Origin of the sequence: uncultured Amaricoccus sp. (assembly GCF_937858865.1) — a bacterium.
Classification (GTDB): Bacteria; Pseudomonadota; Alphaproteobacteria; order Rhodobacterales; family Rhodobacteraceae; genus Amaricoccus.
On the sequence record NZ_CALLYO010000443.1, the window covers coordinates 1 to 3230 of the forward strand.

The window sequence follows — 3230 nt, forward strand, 5'->3', positions numbered from 1 at the left end:
GATTTTTGTATGTAAAACAATAATATGCCGAAGCGGGCACGCGTGCCCACCTGCGCGCCTCAGTCGGGATCGAGCAGTTCCCGCAGCCGGCGGAGCGTCGGCAGCATCGCCCGCATCCGCTCGATCCCGAGCACGGCGACGACATCGTCGAAGACCGGCGCGATGGCGACGACCGCCCGGTCGCGCGCCGCCCGCCCGGCATGGCTGATCGAGACGAGCTTGCGCCGCCCGTCCTCCCAGTCCGGCCGCACGTGGACGTATCCGGCCGCCTCCAGCCGGGCGACCGTGTTGGTCATCGCCCCCTTGGTGACGTGGAAGACCCGCGCCAGCTGCGCCGGCGTCTTCTCCCCCCCGAGCCGGGCGAAATGGTTGAGCACCATGTAGTGCGAGAGCTCCATGCCCCGCGGCAGCGCCCGGGTCAGCCGGTTCCGCGCCAGCGTCTCCACCATCACGATCTCGCTGAAGAGCGCGATCACCACCGGATCGTGCTGCGAGCCGCCGCCGGCCGGGCTCGCCCCCATCGGCCCCGGCCCTTCGGCCCGGGTGCGGGTCGGCCCCCGGCTCACGGCCGGACCGGCGGGGCATAGTCCCGGTCGTGGCCGAGCGAGGGCACCATCGCCCGCGCCCGCGCCACCTCGCCCGGATCGACCTCGGCGAAGACGACCCCGACCCCTTCGCCGGCATCGGCGACGACCTCGCCCCAGGGCGCCACCGCCAGGCTGTGGCCATAGGTCCGCCGCGCCTTGCCGCCCGCCGCCGGGTGCGTCCCCCACTGCGCCGGCGCCAGCACATAGGCCCCGGTCTCGATCGCCCGCGCCCGCAGCAGCACGTGCCAATGCGCCTCCCCGGTCGGCACGGTGAAGGCCGAGGGCACGCTCAGGACCTCCGCCCCCGCCCTGGCGAGGTCGCGATAGAGCCGCGGAAACCTGAGGTCGTAGCAGACCGTCATCCCGAGCCGCAGCCCCGCCGCCTCCGCCAGCACCGCCTGGGTGCCGGGCCGGTAGGCCGCGCTCTCGCGATAGGCCTCGCCCCCCTTCAGCGCCACGTCGAACATGTGGATCTTGTCGTAGCGCGCCCGCACCTCGCCGCCGGGCCCGATCAGGAACGACCGGTTGACGAACCGCCCGTCCCCGCCCCCCGCCCTCAGGCAGAGCGAGCCTACGACCAGCCAGAGCGACAGCTCCCGGGCCACCTCGCGGAGCCGCGCCAGCGTCCCGTCCTCGGCCTCCTCGCGCAGGACCGCCCGCTGCCGCTCGCGGTCGAGCGAGACGATGTTGGTGCACTCGGGCGTCAGCACCAGCCCGGCGCCGCCCGCCGCCGCCTCCCGCACCAGCCCTTCCGTGGCCGCGAGGTTCGCCGCCGGATCGTCGCCCGAGCAGAGCTGCACCAGCGCCGCCCGCATCGCCCTCAGCCCCCCGCCAGCAGCGCGTCGAGCTTGCCCGACCGGTCGAGCTCCCACATCTCGCTGAACCCGCCGACATGCTCGCCGCCGACGAAGAGCTGCGGCACCGAGCGCGCGCCCTTCGCCCGCTCGACCATCTCGGCGCGCCGCCCCGGCTCGGCGGCGAGATCGACCTCCTCGAAGACCACGCCCTTCTCCGCCAGCAGCCGCCGCGCGGCGGCGCAATAGCCGCAGAACGGCGTGCCGTAGAGAAGGACGGGCTTCATGGCGCAACTATAGGCCGAGCGAATCCTCGAAGGCAACGCGGGCCAGGACCAGCACGTCGACCCGCGCCGCCCCCGCCTGCCGCAGGCAGTCGGCGCAGGCCGAGAGCGTCGCCCCGGTCGTCAGCACGTCGTCGACGAGGAGCACCGCCCGCCCCGCCATCCGCGCCCCGTGCCGCGGGTTGACCGCGAAGGCCGCCGCCTGGTTCGCCACCCGCTCGGACCGGCTCATCCCCTCCTGCGGCACCGTCGCCCGCCGCCGCAGCAGGAGGTCCGCCACCACCGGCCGCCCGGCGATCCGCCCCAGCCGGCGGGCGAGCTCGGCCGACTGGTTGTACCGCCGCCTGACCAGCCGCCGCCAGTGCAGCGGCACCGGCGCGATCACCTCCGCCCCCGCGAGGAGCCCGCACCCCGCGTTCGCCATCCAGCCGGCCAGCGGGCGCACCATGTCGAGCCGGTCGCCGTGCTTCAGCGCCAGCACCGCCTTGCGCCCCGTCCCGCCGTAGACGACGGCCGCCGCCCCCCGGTCCCAGGCCGGCGGATGGCGGGTGCAGCTCTCGCACACGTCCTCCGCCCCCGCCGCCCCGACGAGCGGCACCCCGCAGCAGCGGCAGACGGTGCCGGCGATGAAATGCGTGTCGCGCCAGCAGGCCGGGCAGAGCCCGTGCGGCTGGTCGGTCGGGGCGGTGCAGGCGAGGCAGCGCGGCGGGAAGATCGTGTTCACGACCGCGGTCGTCAGCGCCTGAAGCATGGCATCGCCCCAATTCGGTCCTATGTTGGCGGCGAAGGAGACCGCCAGCCCATGCCGAGCCCGCCCGCCCTCTTCGACCTCGACCTCCTCGCCCGCCGCCGCGAGAGGGCAGGGCGCAACGGCAGCGCCGACTTCCTGCACGCCGCGGTGGCCGAGGAGATCACAGAAAGGCTGAAGGAGGTTAACCGGCGCTTTACCGCCCCGGCGGTCGTCAGCCCGCGCCCCGCGCTCTGGGCCGAGGCGCTCGCCGCCGCCGGTGCCGGCCCGGCCCGCACTCCGCCGCCCGAGGAGACCCTGGCCCTCGGGGAGGCGGCGCACGACCTCGTCGTGCACGGCCTCGCGCTGCACTGGTCGAACGACCCCGTGGGCCAGCTGGTGCAGGCCCGCCGCGCGCTCCGCCCGGACGGGCTCCTCCTCGCCGCGCTCTTCGGCGGCGAGACGCTCCACGAGTTGCGGACGGTCCTCGCCGAGGCCGAGATCGAGATCCTCGGCGGGCTCAGCCCCCGCGTCGCCCCGGTCGGCGAGATCCGCGCCCTCGGCAGCCTGCTGCAGCGCGCCGGCCTCGCGCTGCCGGTGGCCGACAGCCGGCGCTTCGAGGTGAGCTATCCCTCGCTCCGCGCGCTGATGCGCGACCTGCGCGCCATGGGCGAGACGAACGTGATGCGCGACCGCCTGCGCCGCCCGCTCCGCCGCGACATGCTCGCCCGCGCCGCCGAGCTCTATGGCGAGCGCTTCGGCACCGAGGGCGGGCGGATCACCGCGACCTTCGAGGTGATCTTCCTGACCGGCTGGGCGCCGGCGCCGGACCAGCCCC

At 75.1% G+C, this 3230-nt stretch carries 5 protein-coding genes; 1 reads left to right on the plus strand and 4 read right to left on the minus strand.

Annotated elements, in window-relative coordinates:
* Positions 1-59: 59 nt before the first annotated feature.
* From Q0112_RS13065 to Q0112_RS13080, 4 genes are read right to left on the minus strand one after another with little or no spacing between them, the layout of a single operon-like run.
* Positions 60-521 carry a MarR family transcriptional regulator gene (locus tag Q0112_RS13065; RefSeq protein ID WP_297975973.1) on the minus strand — a complete coding sequence of 154 codons (462 nt, stop codon included), beginning with the start codon at positions 519-521 and terminating at the stop codon, positions 60-62.
* Between the two features lie 41 nt (positions 522-562).
* Positions 563-1402, minus strand: coding sequence for a carbon-nitrogen hydrolase family protein (locus tag Q0112_RS13070; RefSeq protein WP_297975975.1), 840 nt, complete (start codon positions 1400-1402; stop codon positions 563-565).
* Positions 1403-1407: 5 nt separating this feature from the next.
* On the minus strand, positions 1408-1668 hold the full coding sequence (gene grxC / locus Q0112_RS13075) for a glutaredoxin 3 (RefSeq protein ID WP_297975977.1): 261 nt from the start codon (positions 1666-1668) through the stop codon (positions 1408-1410).
* 7 nt (positions 1669-1675) lie between these two features.
* A complete protein-coding gene (locus tag Q0112_RS13080; RefSeq protein WP_297975978.1) occupies positions 1676-2416 on the minus strand; it encodes a ComF family protein in 741 nt (246 codons plus the stop codon).
* 51 nt (positions 2417-2467) lie between these two features.
* Here Q0112_RS13080 and Q0112_RS13085 point away from each other — a divergent pair.
* Positions 2468-3230 (plus strand): SAM-dependent methyltransferase (locus tag Q0112_RS13085; protein WP_297975980.1); only part of this gene is annotated, 763 nt, incomplete at its 3' end.

Coding starts and splice junctions, on each gene's coding strand:
- Q0112_RS13065 (WP_297975973.1), bottom strand. CDS start 521: ATGGGGGCGAGCCCGGCCGGCGGCGGCTCGCAGCACGATCCGGTGGTG.
- Q0112_RS13070 (WP_297975975.1), bottom strand. CDS start 1,402: ATGCGGGCGGCGCTGGTGCAGCTCTGCTCGGGCGACGATCCGGCGGCG.
- grxC (WP_297975977.1), bottom strand. CDS start 1,668: ATGAAGCCCGTCCTTCTCTACGGCACGCCGTTCTGCGGCTATTGCGCC.
- Q0112_RS13080 (WP_297975978.1), bottom strand. CDS start 2,416: ATGCTTCAGGCGCTGACGACCGCGGTCGTGAACACGATCTTCCCGCCG.